The organism is Trichococcus sp. (genome assembly GCF_049589555.1).
GTDB lineage: Bacteria > Bacillota > Bacilli > Lactobacillales > Aerococcaceae > Trichococcus.
Map to the genome: position 1 here is coordinate 1 of NZ_JBAWAZ010000215.1, position 25045 is coordinate 25045.

Sequence of the window (25045 nt, forward strand, 5' to 3'; positions counted from 1 at the left end):
GTAATTCCGAGTTCTTTTTCATATTCACTCAGCACTACCCAAATCACATTGAAAGTGAGCGAAAATTCCGTTTTGATACGGGAAGTAAATGGGTTTTCGATCTTATTCTTCGCCCGCAACCGATAAATCATCGGAGGTATATGGCTCCTTAATTGATTCCCCAACTTTTCATCCCTGGAAAAATTGATGTTCAATGATTCCGAAACGCGGGACAGTAGACTGTCGACTATCGAAATATCGATTCTCTGCTCTGGCAGTGATTCGAACCGATTCAAAATCAAATGATGGGAAAGATATTCAACATCTTCAGGCGTGTAGTATAATTCGAGCCTGAGCGCTGCTTTATGCAATAGCTCATTTGCACTCTCCTGAAAAAATGCCTCCTCTTTCGAGTGATGGGATGTTGCAGCCACACTGAGGTGCTGGCCCATCTTTATCCGATATATCAAGATGACAAAAATATTCAATACATTTTGAACGTAATAATCTGAAATAGCATTTGCATGTTTTTTTACGTAGTTGTATAAAATATTGGAGCAAACACTGATCAGCTGTTCCCCGTAATACGCTTCCAGCAACTTCATCTTTTTTGCGATTTCATCTTCGATATAGTAGTCCGAGTTGCTCAAGACATAGCGATTAAATTGAAGAAATGCCTTTTGGATATCCTCTTCCGCTCCGATTAGCCTTGTTCCATGAATATCTCCCTGAAGCTTGCTATTGTTTCCTTCACTCAGAACCTTCATCACAAACATCAAGTCATTTTTGATTGATGTTTTACTGACCATGAAGTGATTAGAAAGGCTACTGAAGCTGACCTTCTCTTCAAAAAGCAAGTACTTCATGATCTCGATTCTTCTGGAAACGGTCGAGTACACATCCGTACCCTCATCCATTCCCGTTGGGCCAATTTCTTCACTCGCCTTTCTTAAGGCGATTCCGACTCCCCTCCTCTTTTCGATGTATTCGCCTGAACTTTTTACATAATCCTCGATTATTTTAATTTCGGAATGTATCGTCCTTTTTGAAACACCTAATTTCTTTGAAAAGAAATCCACCGTCTGAAAATCATCTTGGTGGATCAGAAGATCCAATAATTTTTTTTGCCGTTTCGTAAGCATTCTGATAAGCACTTCCTTGACTCGAATTTTAGTTTTGTTAGCGTTATCAAACTACACTTATGAGTATATATTCCATTGCAGCAACTGAATATGACAAGTTCCTGCAACAATGATAGCGCTATACTTTTTGACATGTTGCAAAAGAAACCTCTGCGATATGTTGATTACGTCTACTGAACGTTTATCAATTCGGTACATACAACCGTTGATACGGCCTTGATTATATCACCTTTTGAACTGTACAATACCCTAATTTCAGATAACTCAATTTACTGTTTATTAAGGTCTCGACTGGCTTATATTGATATTTGCTTGTTGCAACTATTTTAGTGAGGTTTTTATTTTTTCATAAAAAACCTTCTTGTAGCATCAGGGATTGCTGCTCACTCTCATTTGAATAACTTTTTTTCTTACACAAAAAAACTCTACAAGTAGACTCCTTGTAGAGTTTTTTGTGATGTATTCATTTATATTGTAGTTAATCCAAATGCTGAATCACATACACATCCGTACTGTACCTCCCGTTTGCCGCCGCATCTTTTCGGATCGTCAGATATCCTCTTTCAACCAAGTTTTTCTGATGCTTCCTGAATCGGTCCTCGCACATGTTGAGATCCTTGCTGATTTCGCCCACAGTGGGGAAGCTTGTATCCCCGGCCCCGATGCATGCGGCAAAGTACGCATAGATCGCCTTCGCCTCGACCGTCAGCTTCCGGTCACTCATAACGCTTGTAGGAACAGTTCCATACCCCATCGAAAGTACATCAATTACCTGTGTTGTCTTGTCCATCATTCTCCCTGCTTTCCTTTTGTTTGTTTCGACCGTACCGCTGACACCATGACGGTGAATCGCTATCCTGGTCTCTACTTACAAAGACGTTACAGAGATTGAAAGTGTAACCCCCCTAAAGACAAGAAATATATTAATAAGTAAATACTTGCTATGGTCTTAACTCCACGGTTTAGAATAGGTTTATCATCACGATCAAGAATGAATGCTACTCTTGATTTCTGATTAAACTTATTAATGATAGGGGAGAATGATTATGACAACACACGATATTCAACGCATTTCAACACAGATTTGGAATGCAAAGCAAGCAAATGATATGACCGAAGTTGCAGGATTGATTGCTGCCAACGCACGCTTTGTTCATATGGGCATCACTTTTGATAAAGCCGGGGAATTGGAAGTCTTTAACGAAAAAATCTTTATTTTCAAAGCGGTTGATCTTGCAGAGGAATACGTTGAGGACTACGGCAGTACCGCCATTATTTTCAAAAAACTGATCTTAACAGCAGTAATCGGGGGAAATGAAGTACAGAATCCTTTTGTCCTCTCGGAAGTCTTCACAAAGACTGAGGATGGCTGGAAATTAGCTGCCGAAACCTATACACGAGTAGCCACTGATTTTGATACATACAAAATGTGAGGAACTCGGACAGGCTTACGATGCTGTTCGTTACTGCGAAAGTGTTAAACTATGTGGAGGAGATGCGCAAAAGACCAATTTTTACTTTCAAGATTACATTTACAATATGCTCCAACTATTTTTTGAAAAATAGCAGCGATTTTACTAAATAAGGAGGAAACAATGCGATATACAACTTTAAATAACAATGAGATTATTCCAACCCTTGGGATAGGGACGTATCGGATCCGTCCAACAGATGCAGAACATTCCGTAGAATATGCCTTGAAAAACGGGTATCAATTGATTGATACGGCAAATATTTACCTGAATGAAAAAGCTGTTGGTCGTGCCATCAAAAAATCAGGCATCAATCGAAGCGAGATTTTCCTGACCTCCAAAATCTGGCCGACAGAATATAAATATGCAAAAGCCAAGCAAGCAATTGAGGATACCCTGAACCGTTTAGGTGTTGATTACCTTGATCTCATGCTGTTACATCAACCAGTAGGTGATTATCTAGGCGCTTGGAGAGCTATGGAAGAGGCAGTAAAAACGGGAAATATTAAATCAATTGGTCTTTCTAATTTTACAGGACCTGAATTGGATAAGGTGCTGGCTGAGGGAACCATCAAACCTGCTTTAGTGCAGGTGGAATGCCATCCTTATTTCCAACAAAAAGATTTAAAAGCAAAACTCGCTAAGGACAATATTGCGCTTGAAGCTTGGTATCCCCTTGGTTCAGCTGACAAAGACCTGCTTGCCGAACCAATCTTTACCGAATTGGCAAGTAAATACAATAAATCCGTTGTGCAAATCATCCTGCATTGGCATGTCCAGACAGGAAATATTGTCATTCCAGGTTCGAAAAATCCGGCTCACATTGACAGTAATCTGGATATTTTTGATTTTGAACTGACAGCGGCTGACTTGGAGCAAATCTCCCAAATTGACAAAGGTAAACGTTTCTTCAATATGCCAAAATGGATGCACCGTCTGTTTTTGCTGGCACACATGAACTACGATAAACAAGCTTAAAAAGTTTCTGAAAAATGAAACTTTCCTCTTGCTATGGATTGAACTCCATACTTTATAGTAATCACTATAAAACAAAGAAAGAGGTATTCACACATGGAATATACAACACTTAATAATGGAATCAAGATGCCGATGGTTGGCTTTGGCGTTTTCCAAATTCCAGACCCATCAGTTTGTCAGGAAGTCGTCGAAGAAGCTATCAAGACAGGTTACCGCCTCATTGATACAGCGCAAGCCTACGGTAACGAAGAAGCAGTAGGCAAAGCCATCAAGGTGTCAGGTGTGCCCCGCGAGGAACTCTTCATCACAACAAAACTTTGGATTTCTGATATGAGTTATGAAGGCACTAAAAAAGCTTTTGCTGAATCCCTTGCAAAACTTGATTTGGATTATGTTGACCTCTACCTTCTTCATCAACCTGTTGGGGATACTTTTGGCGCATGGCGTGCGCTGGAAGAACTTTATGAGGAAGGCAAAATCAAATCTATCGGTGTGTCTAATTTCAAGAACGACCAATTAGCTAACTTGTCAATTTTCAACAAGGTAACGCCAGCTGTGAACCAAGTTGAGTTGCATGTTTTCCACCAAAAGCAAGCTGACCAAGACTACATGGCATCTAAAGGTATTCAAATCGAGAGCTGGGGTGCTTTTGCTGAAGGCAAATTTGACGTCTTCACCAACCCAGTTTTGAAAGAGATCGCTGACAAATACGCGAAATCAACTGCACAAGTCATGCTTCGCTGGCAATTACAACGTGGTGTCGTTTCACTTTCCAAATCAGCAAATCCAGAACGTGTGCGCCAAAACTTCGATATCTTTGATTTCGAACTAAGCGCAGATGATATGGCAAAAATTGCTGCAATCAACACAGATACAACTGTTTATGCTGACCACCACGATGCGCAAACAATTGAAAACTTAGCTGATTATATCGGAAAATCATATTAATTTGAAATAAAGTCATCAGATGGATCCACAATCGTTTCTTTGATTGTGTGAAAAGCCCGGTTCTTAGATTCCAATTGATATGCAAAAAGGACTGCCTCAAACCATATAGTTTAGGGCAGTCCTTTTATATTTGATTTTCTGTTCTATTTGATCCGTTGGCGACCAGTTCCGGCAGATAGACTTTAGGACTCTCGAATTTTTCGAATGGCTGATCACAACCCTGCACCTGTCAAACTATCTTGCAACAGATTTTATAGACAGAATAGCTAAGCCGCCAATCATAGAACAGATGAAAGAAACAATAAAAATCGAAGAAAAGCTGAATTGAGAAATCACAAAAGCTGCAAGAACAGGAGCGATTGCTTGCGTCAATGTATTTCCTAAATTGTAGACACCTAAGAAAAAGGCCACCCGATTTTTGTCTGGAATCACTTCCAGATTTAACAAATTATCTAATGAATTCCAAATACCCATACCTAATCCGGCGGAAAAACCGTAGATAAGTATTCCAACATCATTTTGCAGGAAAAACATACTTAATGCACCGATTCCTAAAGAAATGGTGGACAAACCTACTGGAAATTTCAACAGTTTATACTTATCTGACAATGGTCCCGCGATGAATCCCATCGCAAGCCCAAACAGCAACATGATGGTGTTGATCAACTGAATAGCGTGTTGCGTGTCAGCAGTTCCCTTACCTAAGAAGTCCGTCATGATGAACAACAGGTAACCTGTAACAGAGAAATTCCCTACCCCTTGGAATAATTTACCAATCAAAGCCAAATAATAATCCCGACCAACTGACCAACTAGGAAAAATTGCCATCGCTTCTTTCAACGACGTCTTTTCTTTCTTGTCAGCCACCTCTATTTTTTCATCTAAATTGGAAGGCTCATGGACAATTATTGCAGCAAGCAGTGTGCCGACAAACGTCAGGATCCCAAAAATAATGAAGCCTAAACGAACTTGCCCTAAAAACATTGCCGCAATAATAGTAAATCCATTATTCCCTAATGCCATGCCTAATCCGCCGTAAGCACTTGAAGCTGTTGCCTTGCCATTCTCTGGAGCAAGTTCCAACCAAGCAACCATTGGAGCAACGATGAAGTTTAGTGCCACTTGTCCCAGCATCCAACTAGCTAACAGAAATGGAATATTGTTAGCCATTGAAGCAAGGATCATGGATAACATGAAAGCAGCGGCACCACCGACTAACCAAGGTGTTCGTTTGCCAAAGCGTGAGCGGGTACGATCGGATAAATAACCGGCCACCATGTTGGAAATAGCCGCTACCACCATGGCGCAAATTGAAAACAAAGCCACTAACTGAATTTTATTTTCCTCATCAATATATTGAATCAATGTTGGTAAAAAAAGACTAACTGCCGCGATATACGGTCCTAACCAGGATGCGGGTCCAATAATTAACCCCGGAACTAAACGTTTTAAAGAAACTGTTTTACTCATTTTTTTATCCCCTCTCAAAATCTAAATATTTGTGACGTAGTAGTAATCAAAATCAGCATACGAATCCCGTTGATGGGCATCTACAGAACCAATGAAATTGAACAATGCTGTAAATCCGCCAATTTCTCCCGGTTCGCCATTTACACCTTCATCGGATAGATAAGAAACATCAATTCCTTCAACAAACAGCTCCCACTCTTCATCTTGTCGGTACATTAAATCTGCGGTACCTTGGTTGTAGCTGATTTTTAGTTCAAGTGCTTCTTCCTTCACTATTAAACGGTGATTGCTGTACTCGATGCGTTCGCCTCGTTTTGCTTGCAAAACGGTTAGTATCGTCGCTTCTTGTTCTTCTGAATAAGTTAAGTGTAGATACAACCAATTATTCGAATCATAGTACAGACCCACTCCTGCAGTTTCTGAATAATGATCCGGCTGAAAAGCCACTTTGGTTTGAACTTCATAAGCAAACGAAGTCGCCCGGGTAGCCATAATGGCCGGATTGATTTGGGAGAAGAAAGAATTTTCGCCATGAATACGTAAATAACCAGGTCGCTCGGTTGTATTCACCCATTTTTCCTCTTGATTGCGGTAAGGAGTCATAAAGTGAAGACTGTAAGCTGAGACAAACTCGTCTTTTATTTCGTGCGTGTTGGTTCCATCAATGGATAAGCCATCTATTCCTTCAACGGTCATCTTCGCTAAGTTTGACCCATCCGCCATTTCCAACCAGCCGTCTTCGGTCCAATGCATTTTTTGAATGGAAGTCTCTCGTCCTAATGGATTCAGTAAAGTTCCTTCCAACGGACGAGACATCAAATGGGGCATGTACCATTCACCGGTAGTTGTCTCAACTAAGGAGCCATGTCCTGCTTTTTGCATAACGGAATTGGGATTATACATTTCAAAATGGCCTGCGTCAGGATCACCTAGTGAAAATAAATGTCTAGGAGAAGAGGTAACAATCGGTTCGCCAGACGGATGTGGTTCGTAAGGCCCCAAAATATTTTTCGACCGGCCAATCTCTACGCCATGACCGTAGCCTGTCCCGCCGGCTGCAATCAGCAAGTAGTAATAGTCGTTCCGTTTATAAATTTGCGGTGCTTCAGCACAACCACGAGTTGTAAAACCATGATTGATGCGATGCCATTCACCGATAATTCCGCCATTTCCCAAATCAACTTCAGCGATTACGATATGTCCAGGTGCTTGATAACCTTGGCGGGTTTCCCATTCCAAAATAGCCAAATAATGTTTGCCATCTTCATCATGAAAAATCGCCGGATCAAATCCAATGGCTGTTAAAAAAATTGGTTCTGACCAAGGTCCTTTAATATCATCTGCCCAAATTGCATAAGAATCGGAATTAAATTCACGTCCAGCCATATTGACCATATGAGAATAAGCTAACCAGTATTTTTTGGTGGCTAGGTCGTAGGATAAATGCGGTGCCCAGATGCCGGCGGGCGTATTGGTTCCTCTTAGATTTACTTCGCCATTTTTTAGCGCGTAGTCAATTAATTCCCAGTTGGCTAAATCTTTGGATTGAAAAATTTGAATAGCTGGATTCCAGTGAAAGGTGGAGGTTGCTATATAGTAAGTGTCCTCCACGCGAATAATTGCTGGGTCGGGGGCCATCCCCGGAATAATCGGATTTTGAATAGTGGTCATTTTGCTTCTTCCTCTCTGTTTTGATTGTCATGGAGTGCCTAACAAATTGTTTTGTATCCGGATACATCTGTTTCCAAATTTGATAAATACGTTGGTACCGGGCTGCAACTTTCCTATTCGGTTGGAAGCGAGCTTCTTTCTCCTCCTTTTTGTGATTCCGCTTTCAACAATCAGTTTGCTAAGATGATGAATCGAAACACCTTATGCCCAAAATGGAATCGTTTACTTTTCCCTTGGATTCATAATAAAAGAAATAATACGCCAGTTATATATCAAAATACGTGTGTTTTTTACCATTTTTCGTACAAAAAAAGATCAGCTGCACAAATTTGCTAGCTGACCTTTATAGTTGAACAATCCTTTTGAACCTTCTATTTATTCAATTCGCGATATTCTTTTGGTGACATATTACTCCATTTTTTAAATTGCCTGGAAAAATGGGAGAGATTCTGGTAGCCGATGATTTCAGCAATTTCACTAATAGAAAGATTGGGTTGATGCAATAGAAATTTCGACTCATTGTAGCGCAATTGATCCAAATAATGTTTCGGGCTGACTGAATAGACCCTCTTAAAGACTTTCAACATGGTACTTTCACTAATGTTCATTGCTTCGGAGGCTAAGTTCATAGCCAGCAGTGAACGATTTTCTTCGAGTGGGTACTCCGTAAATTTCCGGAAATTCTTTTGAATCGTATCAGCGATAGACTTTGCTAAAACCAAAGAAGAATTATCGGAAGCTTCCATTTTTTGTTGTTCGTAGGTAGTATAATCCAGTAAGCAGATAACCAATTCTATCAATAACCTTTCTACTAACAGCTTTTCCCGTAAACTAAATTTTTCCTGCTCCAAGAGCCCAACATATGATTCCAAAATTTCTTTTATTTTAGCGAACACAATGTTGTCTTTTCGTAATTGAATTGGACAATACATTAATAAATTTTGCTGAATTTCTGGATCATCAATGTCGAAATGGACACAAAAATACCTCATTCCTTCTTTTGAAGTACATGAGTTTTCATGAGACGTGCCTGGCGGAATCAAAATTATATCTCCCTCAAAAAAATCGTAAGATCGACTGTCAAAATCAGTATGTTGCACCCCTTCAAGAATAATCATGATTTCAAAGGCGAAGTGAGTCTCTCGCTTAGCAATCCAACCAAAAGGGACTTTCTGTTGATGTCCACCGAAGAATTTCATGTTTAGGTTGATTTCCGGCAAATTTGTTATTTTTTTTAGCCATTCTGGTTTTTCATTCATAATTATGCCCCTACTTGTATTTTTAAGTATTTTACCACCTTACCTGAATTATATATAGTTTCGGTTCTATAATATTGGAGAACGTTTGTGATTAGCGAGTCCAGTTTCTTCGAGGCTTCCACGATGGTTTTGGCGGCTTGGCTCAAGGCCTTTTCAACGGCATGTGATTGATCCCGACGTATCTGTTGTAAATAAGCGCCTGTGCGACAGCCAACGCAAGCAATACCCAAAAGATGACGAGAAAGCCATACCAATAGCTAAGCTTGCATTTGACCCGCGGATCGACGCTCGGTTCCTTTTTGTTTTTTCTCATTCCGACTCCCCTTTCTATCTGAAGAAAAAGAAACCCCTCGCCTAGCTTACAATCGGCCTGGCGTAAAGGTTTCTCCATGATAATCTCTTAACTTTTGCGTTTTTTGATGACAGCACCCACTCCGACTGCTGCCGCAGCCACTAAAACAAATAATACTTTCGGATCCATGTGGTCACCTCCCTTCAAGGCTTCATTTGTTTGTTCTCACACACCTGAGCATACGCCATCAGCTTCTTTTCTTGCGCGCTTATTCCAGCACAGCCTTGTAGCCGATGCCGTGGACAGTCGTGATCTGGAAAGACTCACAGGCGGAAAACTTATCCCTCAGTTTGGTGATGTAGACATCAACAGCCCGCAGACTGATTTGGCTCTCCAAACCCCAGAATTCATCCATCAGATTGGCACGCGAAAAGGTTTTTTGGGGATAGGACAACAATTTGAACAGAATATTGAATTCACGAGTCGTCACCGGGATCTCCGTCTCATCCAGACTGGCCGTCATAGCATCGGCATCCAACACGAGAGTCCCCGCCACCACTTTTCGTTCGCTCATGATGTTCGCCCGCCGCAACAAAGCCTCCACCCGCAACACGAGTTCGTTCAGGTCGACTGGTTTGACCATATAATCATCGATACCGGCCCGGAAACCTTTTTGTTTCGAGACGATGTCGTCCCTTGCGGTCATGAGCAGGATCGGAATTGTTTTATTCAAGGAACGGATCATTTTCGCAAATTCGAATCCGTCGACAAACGGCATCATGATATCAGAGATGATAAGATCGTACATCTCGCCATGCATCAGATCATAAGCTTCATTGGGGTTCAGGCAACCTTTTATCGTATATCCGTAATCGGATAGGTACATGCATACGATCTGGTTCAATTTCAGGTCATCTTCCACCACTAACACTTTCGTCATCTGTTCATCTCCTTCTTCATGGATTAAGAATACACTGTCCATGTAACAACAAAGTAAACAATTCACGCGGATGCTGGATTTATTCCGATTTCTATAGAGCGCGGCGGATTTCGTGTTCCAGGTGCGATACGAGTCGGTTCGATTCGTTTGAAATAGGCGCAATCGAAAATCAAGCTGGAACTCCTATGAGAGCTGGGGATCCCCGAAAAGTTCTCGCGCAATCTGCAACTCAGGCAGTCCGTCCATCTGTAGCATGCAAGCAAAAAAACAGTGGCTGTCTCCAAACGAGACTGCCACTGCTTACATTTTTAAGGTGTTTTTTTAGTCCGACACAACCACACGCACGCGGGCCAAGTTCTTGATGCGGACAAACGGATGCGTCCGTTCTCCCTCTCTTCCGGATTGCACCAACAGTACCGGGAAATACGTGCCGCTTTCCGGGTAGGCATGAGTGATTCCCACCTTTGCAAGTGTCTTGGTATCGTTCAGGAACACCAATTCTGCCGGAGTACTGAATGCACCCGATTGGTCAAGGTCGAAGGCGGCATAAAGAAGCTCTCCCGTTCCTTCAGGCAACTCGATTTCAGCGACCAATTTGACTGGTTGGTTCACGCTGATTTCCGCGCGCTTGCTGCCATCTGCCGTAAGGTGAATACTCGGTTGGAGACCCTTGCGTTTATTGGCCCGCTCCGGAAACACGACCTGGCCTTTCTCGATCGTGTAGCTGAAACTTTCCGCAGGCACGGTTCCGCTCTCCACCCAATCACTCAGATCCAATAAGGCTTGGTTGACCACCTCCATATAGGAAACGACGTGCAGTTTGTCATATTCATTCTCGGCATCGCCATGCATCGCATTTTCTACATACCAGAGTCGGTTGGTGTCGTCGCTGTGCTTGCTTTCGATTTTTTGGCGGTTCCAGTCCTGTTGCCACGGGAAGGCACTCTCATCCATCAGGCAGCCGACGATGATTGTCTTGCACTGAAAGTCACCTGGGTCAGTGACACCTCCGCTGCCTCTCATCAGTCCTGCCGTTACCGAGAAGGGCAGGTTGCGTTGCGGATACTTTGGATTGCCCTGCGCATCCCGGAAAAGTTCATTCCAAGGTGTATGCCCATCATCGAACGGCGGCAAATTATGCCGGTGATACGTCTGACTAGCCAAGTAATCAGAATTATCCAGAACAACGTCATCGCCAATGGACAGTTTCGCCAAGGTTTCCAACAAGGCCGGCTGATCCAGACTGGCCCCTACCGAAAGGATGGCATCTTTGAAGGAACCGATCGGAACCATTTCTCCTTCAGCGGCTCCGGATTGGATTTTTAGGACAGCCCCCTCGCCTATATAGGCGGGAGCTTCTGGATAAGCCTCCAATTGAAGATGATTGTTGTTCCCCAAATCCTTCAACAAGGATTTCCAGGCGTCATCGATTCCAGAGAAGGATTCGGCAGATATCTGTTGATCGACAGAAGGGAAGTGAACAGCCTTTATTTTTGTCGGGAATTGGGCCCTCGCCTTATAAGCGGAACCGGCTTTGTCATAACCCAAATATCCTGGGACGTTCCAGAAATCAGAATAATAGGAAGGATCCATCATCCCGATGGCTGGGGCCAATACAGGCAACGCTCCGGATCCGATCAAATCCAGGGCAAAAATCGTTTTTGGCGGGAATCCCATATGGATCAGTTCATTTAAAGCTTCCTTTTCCTCTCCGGTCAGTCCATCTTCCATCGCATGCGTACTTCCCGGCTCTATGGCATCGACGATGGACGGCAGCTTGTTTTCCAATATTCTCTTCACATGGACCCGCACCGTGAAATTATTCGGCATCGCGGCATTAGATCCGGAAACGATCGGCACGGCACCATCCCAGACATTTTCTGTATGCGTGATACACCCGAGTGTCTTAAAGGATCCACCGCTGCCGCCATATACATATCCATAGGTACGATGCTTCCCGTATAATCGCTCAGACACCACTTTCGAATATTCCGCCACCTGTGCGCTGGCCTTCCAGATTAAACTCGGATCGGGAGAGAAACCGCCCATATTTGATTCGACAAAATACGACCCAACTGAGATGGCAAAAGCTATTTCCGCACCATTCTCAAAATATTGGGCGGCATCCTCATCCCCTTGGACCGGAGCCAACCGTTGGAAGAAACGGTTCTTGTACGCTTCCTTTTCCGGAAAATAGAGCGCAAATTTGACGGTCGTCCCATGGAATCCACCATGGACATATTTGTGGCGGATGGGCTCCTCTCGCCACTCTTCCTTGTCTATATAGGGATCGCTATAATCGCGGTCATTTTTTGGATTATATTTTTCTAAGCTAGTCATGATTGGTCCCTGCTTTCTTGCTATTGTGTTTGATTATCTTCCAAATTCATTACGATTTGTGGTGTAACCCCCATTTTTATCATCATGTCTCTGTCTACAGCGGCAATCTGCAGTCCCATGTTTGCCTCGTTGATTGTGCAGACATATTCCATTAAATCCCTAACAATCAACAATTCGCATGTTCTTCTTCCTTTCCGGATTTCTGAATCAATTGGCATCCAAAATCACTTCCGCTTCTACCGCTGAGACTTCTCTTCTTTCTTCCAATTCCTGGTTGATTTGAGGCATCAAACGATCCAGTTTATAGAAGGACATAAGCAACAGGATCAACACATTCATGATTCCCGGAACAGCTGCCATAATGATGCGGATCATCAGCATAGCCGAAGCAGGTTGCACAGCCAACGCTCCATTGTACCCGCTCCAGCTCAACAGCAGGCCGACAACTGCTGCTCCTGCAGCCCCACCAATTTTTCCGGCCAATCCTTTTACAGCTCCAATGGTACCATCCATGCGGGGCTCCCCTTTCCATTCGTTGTAGGAGGCGCAATCGATCATAAGCAGGTCAGTCAGATACGTTACAGGAAGAATTCCGACTGCCCCCAACAGATTCGCAGCCAGGATGACAGGGAAATTAGCTCCCGCAAAAAACATCGTAATATTACCGAGAATCGCTGCGATACTTCCATAAACAATCATTTTGCCCATAGAGATTTTTTTCATCAGCTTAGGGAAAATGAACAGCAGCGGAACAACCAATACACTGACGGCAGTTGCGATACCCATCAGGCTAAGATCACCGACGATATATTTAAAATAGTAGGTGGCGATTCCCAATCCAGTTGCAGCTGAATACAGGAAGTACATTGCGGCGACAATCAGTGCATACGGGTTCGCCTTTAATACCCGAAAAATATCTTTTACTTTTGGGGGATCGGTTGAAACTTCAACGAGATTCGTTTCCTTCACAAAGACGAAACGCATGATTCCGATAATAGCCATGGGAATGGAGAAGATCGCAAACATCGTGCTCCATCCAGCTGCTGTATCTCCCATTCGCTGTAAAAAGATCGGGAAAGAAATATTGATGACAAGAGCACCCAACATGATGACGCCGCCACCGAAAGAAGCAATTTTGACCCGTTGTTCGTTGCTTCCGAAAGCGCGGATCATGTAGGCATTATTATTGGCACTGAGCATCGTGATTCCGACAGCATTCACAAGGGAATAAAAACCGAATACCCATACATATTTCAGTACATCGCTTAATCCGGTCGGTGTCGAATACATGAGCCACATGGATAGCCACACTATCAGGATCGCCAATTCATAAGGTCGCGCCTTACCCATTTTCGTGTTCGTGCGGTCAACGATGTAGCCGGCAAATATATCCGTCACCCCGTCCAAAAGCCGGGTTGCCATCAATAAGGTACCTACTATCGCAGCATTCAAATGCAAAATTTCCGTGGTGTAAAACATCAGATGAGCCATCAGAATTACGGAAGCCGCAACGGATACTCCCCGTCCTTGCCATGCCCAAAACTTTAAAGCGCCGATGTTATCCGGACTCTGTATACGTTCTTTTTTCATTATATAGTACTCCCTCTAATCAATTTTTTTATTCAAATTCTTCTGTTGTCCACTCATCTTTCCAATCAAGATAAGCCTTTTCACCATCGAAACGGAACGGCAGCCAGACATAGTCTGCAATCGCAGTATCCGGGTTACCTAAGTTCTTTAATGCGTTCCGCACTTCCGGATCGACATCGGTCGGCATTTCGTAAAGATCAGGCGCATAAAGCCAAGCAAACACTTTTTCTAAGTCATCATAGCGGATCGGCAGTTCGCCCACTAACCATCTGTCAGCTAGCGCTATGTACAGATCCTTTTTCCCCGGCACCTTAAACACGGAAGTGATCTGGGATTGGAAAGAAGTTCTTTCATGATCATCTGTGTGCGGATTGCCTTGCACTTCATAAGGCCCATGCCATGTTTTTGCGACGGCAACTTCGGAGGGATTCGGGAAGTACCCGGTCGTTCCCGATGTCACTAAATAATGGCGGCCTTTCCGATAAAAATGAGCCGTCGCTTCCCTGACGAAGGGTGGCGCAATGTTCGGGAAATGCGTACTGTAATATCCGGTTACACCCGTGTAATCATCGGTGAGGTCCGCGCAGATCGTCTCACTGTGGACTCTTTCAAAATAGTAATAAGCTTTTCCATCCGGTGCGACCACTAGATCAAAATCTCCCGCGTTCATGTTCAGCGGACGGTAGCCTTCTTTTACCTTCGTATACGGTCCTAATATGTGATCGGCTGTCAGGATTGTCGCCGTCTGCGTATCGTCTTTATGCATGATTTTCAACCAGCAAACGTATTTCTTAGTCCAACGGTTATAAATGATATGCGGACGATCCATGCAGGCTTCCGGATGTAGGGACGATTCTGGATTATCCGGTTCCGGTGGGATGATCAGCCCTTTGTCTTCCCAATTATAAAAGTCAGTGGATGCGTAACAACGGACACCCCAGTGCCAGATTCCCCCGCCTACTTCCGTTTTTTCTTTATTTTCTCCGTACCAGTAATAGGATCCATCTACTTCGAGGATGGATCCTCCGTGTGCTTGGATTCTTTTTCCCTCTGTATCCAACCAAACTTGCCCGGGTCTAATTGATTTATATGTCATTGTTGATCACCTTTCTTTTATTGAAATGTATAGTGATAAGTTCCGGTTTCCACTTTCTCTGGCTTCCGGTTCGGCAACTGGATTTCTGCTGATGTATTCGACGGTATCTTCACCTCTAGGTGGTAACCAACTGCTGTTTTTTCCCAACGCGTCTCCACCATTCCATACAAACTGTTGTATTGTGTGTTGGCATAGGTAAGCGTTCCTCCGGGCTGTGGTTCGATCCTGAAATGATTTTCGCCAGCGACCGTAATGCCGCCAACCGTGTTGAACAGCCATTCGCATACCGCACCAGGAGAATAGTGATTGTGGCTCTCTTTCCCTTCCCAATCTTCCCAAACCGTCGTTGCTCCAGCATTTACCTCTGCGAGCCAGCTGGGGGACTTTTCATTTTCCAGCATTTTATAGGCAATATCCGTATGCCCGTTCTTCGACAAGGCCGTCAGGAGAAACGGAGTGGAGAGGAAGCCTGTTCCGACGCGGTAGTCCCGATTCTTTACTGCACTTACTAAAGCTGTCGCGATTTCTTGTCGTTTTTCATCTTCCGCTAAGCCGAATGCTAAAGGCCGGACCAATACGGCTTGGCGATTGGTATCGAATGACTTGTCCTTGAGGAACAGCCATTCATAGGCTTCTTTTGCTCCTTTTGCGTATTCTCCGTATACAGCCGCATCCTGCTCTTTCCCGATTGCTCCAGCTATCTCAGCCATGCATTTCATCGTTTCGTGCAGGTAGGCGGTGCATATTTCCGTGTGCAGAGTCCGTTCCCTAGGAGAGCTCCGGAATTCCTCTGGCTCAAGCCATTCCCCTAAATGGAATCCTTTCTCGTACGTATACTGGTCATAGGGATTGTTCTTGGCCAGTTTTTTATTTTTCATTCCCGTGTTCTTGATCATGAACTGCGCATAGCGCGCCATCTGCGGATAGAAGGTTTCGATGATGTCTTTGTCTCCATACCATTTCCAGAAGCGATAAGGGATCAACACGATCGCATCCGCCCAACCAACCGATCCCCCGGTATTGTTGTACACCATATCCATTCCGACATAAGGAATCACTGCAGCATTTTTACCATTTTTGAATTGGCCATCCGCGAAGTCGTGCATCCATTTCCGATAGAAAGGAGCAATATTCATCAGAAATGCTGCGGTATGGAAGAATACTTGCCCATCACCGGTCCATCCCAAACGCTCTCTCGTAGGGCAATCCGTTGGAATATCGGCAAAGTTGCCTTTCATGCTCCAGCGCGTATTCTCCAAAAATCGGTTGACCTTCTCGTTTGAGCAGGAAAATTCTCCTGTCGCTTCCATATCGGAATACACGGCGATTGCTGTGAATTGCGCGGGTTCTATGTGGATATCCGTTTCCACTTCGGCATAACGGAAGCCGAAGATAGCAAAGCGGGTCCGGTACTCATCTTCACCGCCGCTGCAAACGTATTCAATTTCCTGTTTGGGGGTAGCGGCCATTTCCCCCGGAATCTTGCTCTCATTTCCGGTTATCAGCAGCAACTTTTTCACTGTCCCGAATTCTTTGGCGGGCTTCAGTTTCTGGAAATTCTTTTGGGTGAATTCCCCATCCTCATCCAAAATCTCACCCAATCGCAGTTTAATCCGCTGGCCTTTATCCCCTTTTATCCGGAAGGAAAGGAATCCGGCGATGTTTTGACCGAAATCGAGCACCTTTTTGCCTGAAGGTGTCACGATCAATTTCGGCGTGAAGTGTTCCTGTTGTTTTATGTCGACATTGTTGGAAGCTGTAGGGAACAATTCTTCTTTAACCAGTGCTGCCGTGCTTTGATAGGAGGGTGTGAAGGAAGCATCCACCATTTCCCCGTCCTTCAGATCAGCAAACCGGATGGCGCCGTCATTCGACCAAGAAAAACTTTCGTCACTGATTATTTTTTCGTGCGTTCCGTCCTCAAATTCCACTTCCAATTGGCAAAGCAGTTTTGTTTGTCTTCCGAATACATTCGTTGGACCAAAACACCCGATTGATCCCCGATACCAGCCATCCGCCAATTGGATTTCCAGGGCGTTATCCCTTTCCAAAAGGTCAGTGACATCGTAGCTTTGATACTGGATGCGGTGACGGTAATCGGTGCAGCCAGGCGCCAATTCAAAATTGCCGACACGCTGTCCATTGATGGTAGCCTCATACAACCCGCAGGCGGTCATGTATAACCGGGCTTTTTTGATGTCTTTGTGCAATTGGAAAGTCCTATTGAAGCAATCTACCGGGTATCTTTCATTTTTACGGGGGGTATAGTTCCCGCTGATCCAATGTGCTTCCCAGTCGCTTTCATCAAGAAGCCCCATTTCGAACCAGGAGGCAACTGCTTCCCCTTTTCTGTCCTGCTCATCCCAAAGTGTGACGGACCAAGCTATATGGTCACGACTTTTCAAAGGAGGGCCTTCATAAGGGGTATGCGTCATCCGGCTGGACTGTACTTTCCCGGTGTCCCAAATGATTTCATCCGCTTTTTTTGCGCTGATGCGATATGCCGTTTGTGTGATCCCATTTTCACATTTCCAATAGAAACGTGGTTGTATATTATCCAATCCAAGTGGCTCTTTTAGATATTCTGTCCGAAGTTCAATCGCTTTCATTACTGTACCCTCTCTTTTACCTGTATCTTAATCGCTGAAGCAATCACGTTTTCCCCTTTGACAGTGACTTTCATATCTCCAGGATGCTTGCTCCTAACGACTGCTTGTGCACGGCCGTAATAACTTGTAAACTTCCCCTGATGATATTCTTCTTCTGTACGGGGGTTTGCGCTTCCGAATGCTAGTAATTCACCGCCGTCAACGGTTATTGTCAGTGGTTGATCATCGTTGCTTTCGACCATTCCATTTTCCCCGACCAAAGCCACATCCACGTAAACTATTTCATTTTCAAAGACCGAATCGAAATCGGAAGTCAATCGTAAACCGGTTTTACCAGTTGCTGAAGCGAGTGCTGTTCGGTTAATTTCATTGCCTTTTTCATCATAGGTGATGAGTGTCAGCTTGCCGGGTCTATAGTTCGTTTTAAAAGTAGCTTTGTAGTCCTTCAGTTTCTTCTTCGGACTCTCTTTCTCGCCTACAATTATTTTTGCGGAATGTGCATCTGCGTAAACCTCTACTATGGCTTTATTCCCTTCGCAATTCCTCCAGGACCAACTGTTGATTCCGTTCGTTCCTCGCCATACGGATTTTGCGGGACGATTCCCAGGCTGATTGACCGGCTGGACAGCTATATAAGGCTCTTTCCGGACTCCCCAGACGATTGCCGCATATTCCGCCTCCGCACCGATGTTGCCTAAAATATCAATTGCGCCAACGTCCGCCAGCAGCCATGGGTAGGGTTTGTCAAACCGTCGGCCATCTTCGGTATAACTCCAAGCTCCGATTCCAGCTTCACCCAAATAGTCCCAAGCTGTCCACATGAAATCTCCGATCAGGTAGGGTAATTCCTTTACCATTTTCCAATTTTTGGCGATATCCTGTGGAAAAGTTTCTGATCCCACCAGAATTCTTTCGGGATGGATCTTCCCTTCTTTACGGTAACGGCCGGAAGCATAGTTGTAGCCGGCGATATCCAAACTATCAAACAGTGGCGTAGTGACGGCATCGGCTTTTTTGGAGTTGGCTGCCTTGTTCATTCCCGTACCTACGAAGGATGTCATGAGATTGAACAACGTGCTGCTTACCTTCTTATCACCTCCACCGGTAGTCTCCTTCTCTCTTCCGCCTTCTTCTTTATAGATGCCTTTTCCTTTACTTGCCATATTGATGACCATCAGATTCACGCCGCAAGTCACAGGGCGCGTAGCATCCAGTTCCTTTATGATGGCCACCATTTCCCGCGCAAGTTGGACCCCTTTTTCGTCTTTCGGCTCGGAAATTTCATTTCCGATCGAATACATGATGACCGAAGGATGGTTGTAATCCCTTTCCACCATGGCGCGTAGGTCATGCTTATAGTGATCCATGAATTGGGAAGCATAGTCATATTTGCTCTTATGGAAATACCACATATCCCAAGACTCATCCATAACGTACATCCCATACTTATCACAAGCTTCCAGCATGGCTTTTGAAGCTGGATTGTGGGAAGACCGGATGGCATTGAATCCGGCTTCTTTCATGATCCGAATTCTGCGGTCTTCACTGACAGCGAGCGAAACGGCACCCAAAATACCATTATCACTGTGGACACAACCGCCTCTGAGCAAGGTTTCATTCCCATTGACGAAGAGACCGTTCGCATTCCATTCAATAGTACGGATTCCAAAATCTTCCACTACCTGATCAACAATCTTTCCATCCTTTTTCAACTGCACCACGCACTGGTAAAGATGAGGGCTTTCGTCACTCCATAACTTTGCACTAGGAATATCTAAAGAGAGATTGTCTCCTTTTCCTGAAGCCACGGTTGTACCTTCATGGCGGATTTCCACTTGTACCTCTTCCCCGGTATGTTGCGTTTCTATCTGAATTCTTGCCGGCTGATGGGATAAAGTTGTTATTCTTAGCCCTGGGTGTCGTATATGTTCCTTATTTCCGATATGCATCCAGACCGGACGATGGATGCCGCTTCCTGTATACCATCGGCTGTTTGGATGCTGACTATTGTCCACGACTACTTTTATTTCATTCGTTTTACCGTATTGCAAAAATCCTTCTGTATCGATCAAAAATTGAGTGTAGCCATAAGCATTTTTCCCAGTTTCTTTACCATTTATGTAGATGCAAGCATCCTTGTAGACGCCTTCAAATTCGATAAGAATTTTTTTATCGTTCCAATCCTCCGCTACAAAGAAATTCTTTTTATAGATATATATCCCACCGGGGAAAAAGGATCCGGCACTTCCGGATGCATTCTCAGGGTTGCGTTTTTCCTCTATCATGGCATCATGAGGCAGCTGAACGACTTTCATAGTCGAACTCCCTTTTTTTAAAAAAAGCCAATCCGCCATAAAATCTATTTTCTTCATATCCACCATTCCTTTTCCAACTAACTACCACACATTATAGATAACGCTTTCTTTTTCGTATTGCATCTGAGTACCCAAAATTATATAATTGTGTCAACAATCTGGAAAAGGTGGAGCTATCATGAACCTTACTTCATTTTTACGTTACTTTTATTCTTCGTACTATATTCCGATCTATTTGTATGAGCATGATAAATTGGTCGCAGCTGTCCCGGCACAAGAGCCAGAAACTTACCCTTTACCTGTTTACTTCACTTTGCTGAATGACCCCATCCAGCAAATCACATATACAATGACTTCTTTCCATTCCTACTATGGCGGTGTGAAATTGGAGGGAAATAAAATGCTTATCATTGGGCCTGTTAATGACTTTTCTTATAGTGAAGATTCGCTGCTGGCAATTCAAAAAGAGTTTGCAGTGAAAAACGTCAGTTCCGATGGTTTCATTGATTTTTTCAAAAATATTGCTCCTCAAAATTGGGACTCATTCGTAAATACTTTACTTTTTGTTCATTTTATTTTAAATGGAACAGAATTGTCCAAAAAAGATGTTTTTCTCAGCACGGATGAACAGACCCAAAGTACAGTGATGGAAGATTATGTCACTTTACTTTCGGAGGAAAAAGAGGAAAACGCGCTCTATAACAGTTTCAATATCGAAGAGGCTATTGTGCATTTTGTGGAAACAGGTCAAACAGAAAAATTGAAGGCCTTCGCCGAGCAGGCCAGGTATGCAACAATTGGGAAAATAGCTCCTACGGCTCTTCGTCAATGGAAGAATCTATTTATAGTGAATGTGACGCTTATATCCCGGGCTGCAATGAGAGGGGGACTCTCCCCCAGTCTAGCCTATCAATTATCGAATGTTTATCTGCAGCAAGCAGAAAGATTGACGGATGTAGAAGCGATTAAATCCCTTCTATGGCAAGTTCAATTTGATTACACTAATCGTGTAGCAAGTTCTGCTATCCCAACCGGTGCGGATAAAACACTTCATGAAATTGTCCAATATGTTCGCAACAACACGAATGCACCTCTTACTGTATCTGAAATCGCAGAACGAGTAGGTTATACACGAACTTCCCTATCCAGAAAAGTGAAAAAAGAACTCGGATTCAACTTAAGCACCTTCATAAGAGAGACGAAACTGGACGATGCGAAAGACTTGCTTGCTTATTCTGATAAAAGCATCACCGAAATCAGTAACTACTTATGTTTCTCAAGCCAAAGCCACTTCCAAAAATCATTCAAAGCCTATGTCGGATTAACTCCCGAAAAATACCGGAAGTCATTCTGGAAAATGGAAACACACACCTCTCGCCACTAATCATTTTTTCAAATTTTCAAAAGAGCTGTAATGATGATAAAACTAAAAAAACCTTCTAAGCATCGGATATAGATTGGCGAACCAACTATATTCTGGTACTCAGCAAGGTTTTTTGTACATCAAATGTCCGCTTTTTTCGGCATTTATATTTTGGCCGTATCCAAGCCAGCCTTCATGATCTTCCCTTCCGCTTGCAGCCAGAGGATCTCATCCCGCATAGTATCCCGGAACGGGCGGACTTTGTAGCCCAGCTCCATTTCTGCTTTTTTGGAAGAAAAATGGTTGTTCCGCAGCATGTTGTAGACCGCGAAGGACGTCATTCTCGGGTGGCTGTTGGTCAAACGGCCGATCATGTCGGAAGTTTTTCCCAAAATTTTGGCAATAGACGCCGGCAGGATCGTCTTGACGTTCTTGGCGCCGCTCAATTCCGACAACAGATCGAACATCTCCCGCATCGTGACGAGTTCGTTGCTCATGATGTAGGATTCGCCTCTGCGGCCTTTGCGGGCACAAGCGATACAGCCTGCCGCCAAATCGCGGACATCGACGGCATTGAAGGAGCCTTCTACACCGGCTTTCATTTCCCCCGCGACATAGTCGATCACGAACGAGCTGACGGGACCGTAGGCGAAGTCATTCGGACCGCAGATTCCGGAAGGGAAGACGATAGAAGCATCCACCCCTTGTTCCACCGCATCCAACACCAATTGGCTTGCCTCTGCTTTGGTTTGACCGTAGAAACCGACGATGCCTTTCGGCGAAAAAGAGCGGACTTCTTCGATTTCCTGTCCCTTCGGCAATTCTGGTATGGCACTGGTCGAACTGACATAGACGAATTTTTTGACTTTCTTTTCGAAGGCTTTCTTCAACATATTCTCGGTTCCGCCGACATTGACTTCATGCACCTTCGGATTGTAATCCCCGCTGACGGTCACGATGCTGGCGCAATGGATGACATACAGTTCGCGGTCACCTGTATCGAAAAAGCGATCGAGGTCCGCTTCCACCGTAATATCCCCGAGCACGACCTCCACATCGGCCGGCACATGGGGGAGGGCCGGATCGCCGTTCAACACCAACGCACGGACGTCTTCCCCTTGTTCGATCAATTGTCTTGAAATGTTGCTTCCCAACAACCCTGCGGCACCGGTCAATAAAAACAGTTTCTTTTTCATCTTTGCTCCACCTTTTTAGTTTGTTATTTTCTTGTGAATGGTCCTACTCCTGAGGCGATGCAGCCGCCGTCGCACACGATATCCGTGCCGGTCAGGTAACCCATCCGTTCATCGAGACAGGCTGCGAAAAGTTGGGCGATTTCGTCCACTTTCCCCAGACGTTTGATGGCATTGTATTTGAGATAGGTCTGGGCCTCTTCGGCTTCCAGTTCCCCCATCGGTGTTTCGAAATTCCCTGGGGTGACGGATAAGACCCGAATGCCTTTTTCTCCGAAACGGGAGGCATCCTGCTGGGCCAACCAGATGACGAAATGCTTGGATATGCCGTAGGCCACGCCGCTCCTGACCTTTTTCGGGAACAGCTGCAGCCAGCGCAGCATTTTTTTCTTGAACAGCTCTTCATCCAACAAAGCCATTTTGTAGAATCGCTTCGGCATGACGATTTTTGGGGTCAGATAGGCCGACATCGAGGAGACATCAATCAGGCAGCCGCCCTCTTCGATGACGTCGATGAAGGCATTATGGATGTGCAGGGTTCCCAGCGCATTGGCGGCCATGATTGTCTCGGCCTCGCCCATATGCGGGGACATCCCGGCAGCATGCAGGACACCCTGCACTTTTCCGAGCCCTTGCGAAAAATCCGCCAAAGCCTCGACCGATTGCTTATCCGAAATGTCACAGGCAAACGTAGCGACATCCATATCATAGAAATCCAATTCTTTTTTGGCTTGCAACAGTTTCTTTTCGTTCCTTCCGACCAGAACCACTTTTCCGTAATCCCCGATTACCTTGGCGGTGGCCAGACCCATTCCGCTGCCGCCGCCAGTGATGACATATACTTTTTCCACGGAAGCACCTCCCTTTCGATGGCTTCAGTTTATAATCCTTACGTAACAGCAAAGTAAACAATTCTAATTTCTTGGGGATTTGTTACAATGAATTTACCTGATGCGTTTAGAATAATGGATATAAGATAATGAAAAATTTTGATTGGGAGGATGGTCCATGGCAACAATTTTAGTGGCGGAGGATGAAAAAAACCTTCAGCTGTTGATACAAGCTCAACTGAAGCCCTACTACACGGTTTTGACGGCAGATAACGGGGAAGAAGCCCTTGCGATCATCGAATCGCAGCACATCGACCTGCTCATCGCGGATATCATGATGCCGAAGATGGATGGAATCGAACTGTTGAAGGAACTTCGCCGGGATGGCTTCCAGTTCCCGGTCTTGTTGCTGACGGCGAAACAGACGATCATGGATAAACGGGAAGGCTTCAAGACCGGCGCGGATGATTATTTGACAAAGCCGGTCATCTACGAGGAGTTGCTTCTGAGGATTGAAGCCTTGTTGCGGCGCGCGCATATTTCAGCAGAACAAAAGATCGTCATCGGTGATGTGACGGTGGATTCGGCGACCTATACCCTTTCCGACAAGTTCACAAGCCTTGCTTTGCCGAAGAAGGAATTCGAGCTGCTGTTCAAACTGCTTTCGTATCCCGGGCAGATTTTCACCCGCAACCAGCTGTTGGATGAGATCTGGGGTTTCGATTCCGAAAGTAGCGAGGATACGATCAAAACGCACATGAATCGTCTGCGGAATAAATGCAAACCATTTGAGGTGTTCCAGCTGATTACCGTGAAAGGCTTGGGTTACAAGGCTGTGATTTTGGAGGAGGCGGGCAAAGATGAAAAAGAGGCATAAAAAAGAAGCTAGCCCGCTCGCGCACTGGCTGATCATGCAGGCATTGATCATCGTTGTAACCTCAGTCATGGCTTCCTTATTGGTCGTGGTGTTCTATAACGTGATCACTTCACCTGAAGCACCGATCGACCCCATCATCGGGATTGGCATGGTCTTTCCGATGGCGGTTGTGACAGGCACCATTTTTTATTTCTTTTCAAAGAGAATGAACGAGAACACCAGCAAATTGATGAACGCCATCAAAGCAGTCTCTTCCGGAAATTACCGCTACAAATTGGAAGCGACAGACGGTCCTTTCCAAACAATCTTCCAGGATTTCAACAAAATGACGGATGAACTCGCCGGTGTTGAAACGCTCCGGAATGAGTTCGTCAACAAATTTTCGCATGAATTCAAAACGCCGATCGCCTCCATCAGCGGATTCGCCGACCTCATCCTCAGGGGCAACCTCAGCCCGGAAGATGAACAGCAATATCTGGAAATCATCCTAGCTGAATCGAAGCGGCTGGCCGCCTTGTCCACCGATTCCCTGCTGCTCTCCTCCTTGGAATCGCAACAGATCATCGTGGATAGAAGGCGTTACTCTTTGGATGAACAACTCAAACAAGTCGCCATCCTCCTCTCCCCGCAGTGGAACGAAAAGAACCTCCAAGTGGAATTGGATCTTCCTGAACTGTCTTA

General features: G+C 44.6%; 21 protein-coding genes. 6 read left to right on the forward strand and 15 right to left on the reverse strand.

Features of this window, described 5'->3' with window-relative positions; translation table 11 throughout:
• Together WBV27_RS08065 and WBV27_RS08070 are read right to left on the reverse strand one after the other, a co-directional pair.
• Positions 1–1121: BglG family transcription antiterminator (locus tag WBV27_RS08065; protein WP_424201007.1), on the reverse strand; the 1121-nt coding region annotated here is incomplete at its 3' end.
• A 478-nt stretch (positions 1122–1599) separates the two neighbouring features.
• Complete coding sequence (locus WBV27_RS08070) at positions 1600–1911, reverse strand: helix-turn-helix domain-containing protein (protein ID WP_424201009.1); 312 nt, start codon at positions 1909–1911, stop codon at positions 1600–1602.
• A 256-nt stretch (positions 1912–2167) separates the two neighbouring features.
• Here WBV27_RS08070 and WBV27_RS08075 point away from each other — a divergent pair, with 256 nt between their 5' ends.
• The 3 genes from WBV27_RS08075 (at position 2168) to WBV27_RS08085 (ending at position 4519) form a co-directional block, all read left to right on the forward strand.
• Positions 2168–2554 (forward strand): nuclear transport factor 2 family protein, encoded by a 387-nt coding sequence (locus tag WBV27_RS08075; RefSeq protein WP_424201011.1) that lies wholly within the window; start codon positions 2168–2170, stop codon positions 2552–2554.
• A 162-nt stretch (positions 2555–2716) separates the two neighbouring features.
• Complete coding sequence (locus WBV27_RS08080) at positions 2717–3571, forward strand: aldo/keto reductase (RefSeq protein ID WP_424201013.1); 855 nt, start codon at positions 2717–2719, stop codon at positions 3569–3571.
• A 93-nt stretch (positions 3572–3664) separates the two neighbouring features.
• On the forward strand, positions 3665–4519 hold the full coding sequence (locus WBV27_RS08085; RefSeq protein WP_424201015.1) for an aldo/keto reductase: 855 nt from the start codon (positions 3665–3667) through the stop codon (positions 4517–4519).
• Between the two features lie 234 nt (positions 4520–4753).
• Here the strand turns inward: WBV27_RS08085 and WBV27_RS08090 are convergent, their stop codons facing one another.
• The 11 genes from WBV27_RS08090 to WBV27_RS08140 form a co-directional block, all read right to left on the reverse strand.
• Entirely contained in the window at positions 4754–5989 is a 1236-nt protein-coding gene (locus WBV27_RS08090) for an MFS transporter (RefSeq protein ID WP_424201017.1), read from the reverse strand.
• A 21-nt stretch (positions 5990–6010) separates the two neighbouring features.
• Positions 6011–7660, reverse strand: coding sequence for a family 43 glycosylhydrolase (locus WBV27_RS08095; protein WP_424201019.1), 1650 nt, complete (start codon positions 7658–7660; stop codon positions 6011–6013).
• A gap of 371 nt (positions 7661–8031) precedes the next feature.
• On the reverse strand, positions 8032–8919 hold the full coding sequence (locus tag WBV27_RS08100; protein WP_424201021.1) for an AraC family transcriptional regulator: 888 nt from the start codon (positions 8917–8919) through the stop codon (positions 8032–8034).
• Positions 8920–9061: 142 nt separating this feature from the next.
• Positions 9062–9232, reverse strand: coding sequence for a hypothetical protein (locus WBV27_RS08105; protein WP_424201023.1), 171 nt, complete (start codon positions 9230–9232; stop codon positions 9062–9064).
• A gap of 247 nt (positions 9233–9479) precedes the next feature.
• On the reverse strand, positions 9480–10151 hold the full coding sequence (locus WBV27_RS08110) for a response regulator transcription factor (RefSeq protein ID WP_424201025.1): 672 nt from the start codon (positions 10149–10151) through the stop codon (positions 9480–9482).
• A 321-nt stretch (positions 10152–10472) separates the two neighbouring features.
• Positions 10473–12491 carry a hypothetical protein gene (locus tag WBV27_RS08115; RefSeq protein WP_424201027.1) on the reverse strand — a complete coding sequence of 673 codons (2019 nt, stop codon included), beginning with the start codon at positions 12489–12491 and terminating at the stop codon, positions 10473–10475.
• Between the two features lie 20 nt (positions 12492–12511).
• Complete coding sequence (locus WBV27_RS08120) at positions 12512–12709, reverse strand: hypothetical protein (RefSeq protein WP_424201029.1); 198 nt, start codon at positions 12707–12709, stop codon at positions 12512–12514.
• A complete protein-coding gene (locus WBV27_RS08125; RefSeq protein WP_424201031.1) occupies positions 12699–14081 on the reverse strand; it encodes an MFS transporter in 1383 nt (460 codons plus the stop codon). Before WBV27_RS08125 ends, WBV27_RS08120 begins: the two co-directional genes overlap by 11 nt.
• A 28-nt stretch (positions 14082–14109) precedes the next feature.
• Positions 14110–15177: a family 43 glycosylhydrolase gene (locus WBV27_RS08130; RefSeq protein ID WP_424201033.1), complete on the reverse strand. Its 1068-nt coding sequence runs from the start codon at positions 15175–15177 to the stop codon at positions 14110–14112.
• 17 nt (positions 15178–15194) lie between these two features.
• Complete coding sequence (locus WBV27_RS08135; protein WP_424201035.1) at positions 15195–17738, reverse strand: family 78 glycoside hydrolase catalytic domain; 2544 nt, start codon at positions 17736–17738, stop codon at positions 15195–15197.
• 47 nt (positions 17739–17785) lie between these two features.
• Entirely contained in the window at positions 17786–20101 is a 2316-nt protein-coding gene (locus WBV27_RS08140; RefSeq protein ID WP_424201037.1) for a glycoside hydrolase family 2 TIM barrel-domain containing protein, read from the reverse strand.
• Between the two features lie 178 nt (positions 20102–20279).
• Here WBV27_RS08140 and WBV27_RS08145 point away from each other — a divergent pair, with 178 nt between their 5' ends.
• Complete coding sequence (locus WBV27_RS08145; RefSeq protein WP_424201039.1) at positions 20280–21485, forward strand: helix-turn-helix domain-containing protein; 1206 nt, start codon at positions 20280–20282, stop codon at positions 21483–21485.
• A gap of 143 nt (positions 21486–21628) precedes the next feature.
• Here the strand turns inward: WBV27_RS08145 and WBV27_RS08150 are convergent, their stop codons facing one another.
• Both WBV27_RS08150 and WBV27_RS08155 read right to left on the reverse strand, forming a co-directional pair.
• The gene (locus tag WBV27_RS08150; protein ID WP_424201041.1) at positions 21629–22660 is read right to left on the reverse strand and encodes an NAD-dependent epimerase/dehydratase family protein; all 1032 of its coding nucleotides are present in this window, start codon (positions 22658–22660) and stop codon (positions 21629–21631) included.
• A gap of 23 nt (positions 22661–22683) precedes the next feature.
• Positions 22684–23508, reverse strand: a complete 825-nt coding sequence (locus WBV27_RS08155) for an SDR family oxidoreductase (RefSeq protein ID WP_424201043.1) — start codon at positions 23506–23508, stop codon at positions 22684–22686.
• Between the two features lie 157 nt (positions 23509–23665).
• Between WBV27_RS08155 and WBV27_RS08160 the strand changes: the two genes are divergently transcribed.
• Positions 23666–24364, forward strand: a complete 699-nt coding sequence (locus tag WBV27_RS08160; RefSeq protein ID WP_424201045.1) for a response regulator transcription factor — start codon at positions 23666–23668, stop codon at positions 24362–24364.
• Positions 24348–25045: histidine kinase dimerization/phospho-acceptor domain-containing protein (locus WBV27_RS08165; protein ID WP_424201047.1), on the forward strand; the 698-nt coding region annotated here is incomplete at its 3' end. The genes WBV27_RS08160 and WBV27_RS08165, both read left to right, overlap by 17 nt.